The sequence below is a fragment of the Agathobaculum sp. LCP25S3_E8 genome, from assembly GCF_052117165.1.
Taxonomy (GTDB): Bacteria; Bacillota; Clostridia; order Oscillospirales; family Butyricicoccaceae; genus Agathobaculum.
Genome location: NZ_JBQKJR010000161.1, coordinates 1 through 795, shown reverse-complemented (window position 1 = coordinate 795; position 795 = coordinate 1). Strand labels below are relative to the sequence as shown.

Below are 795 nucleotides of genomic sequence, written 5' to 3'. Positions count from 1 at the left end.
TACTCCCGGCACTGTGGCCGTCATCGTCAATGCCGACGGCACCGAGGAGATCGTCAAGACATCCATTCCCACTGAAAATGGCGTGGCGCTGACACTGGCTGGCTCCGCCACCGTGAAAATCGTGGACAACGCCAAGGTGTTCGTGGACATTCATCCCGTCAACCACTGGGCAAAGGACGCCGTGGACTTCGCCTCTGCCCGGGGCATCACCGGCGGCACTTCCGACTCTAGCTTCTCTCCCAACGCTTCCTGCACCCGTGCGCAGATTGTTACCTTCCTGTGGCGGGCGGCTGGCAGCCCCGAGCCGGAAAACCTGAGCGACTTTTCCGATGTTCCCGCGGATGCCTACTATGCCAAGGCGGTGGCGTGGGCACTGGAGAACGGCATCACGGGAGGGACCGGCAATGGTATGTTCAGCCCCGATGCCACCTGCACCCGCAGTCAGAGCGTGACCTTCCTCTATCGCGCGGCCGGGTCTCCCACGGCTTCTGATGGCATCGCGTTCGGCGATGTTACCGCTGAGAGCTACTATGCCGATGCCGTGGCTTGGGCCGCGCAGAACGGCATCACCAGCGGCATTGGCAGCGGACTCTTTGGACCTGCCAATGAGTGCTCTCGGGCTCAGATCGTGACCTTCCTGTACCGCTTCATGGTCAAGTAAAAAGGGCTTGAGCAACAGTAAGGCTAAAAATTAAACAGATGAAGGCGGCGGCAAGGAATAGACCGATTCCTTGCCGCCGCCTTTGCTTTGCTGTTATCGACCAAAAGAAAGCCGACTATGAAGTAACCCATTTC

1 protein-coding gene is annotated in these 795 nt (G+C 59.1%); it reads left to right on the top strand.

The genetic code is table 11. The features are described 5' to 3' along the window. Nucleotides 1-661, top strand: a 661-nt coding sequence (locus ACTQ34_RS18075) for an S-layer homology domain-containing protein (protein WP_441364981.1), incomplete at its 5' end; no start/stop codon positions are given. Between the last annotated feature and the right edge of the window lie 134 nt (nucleotides 662-795).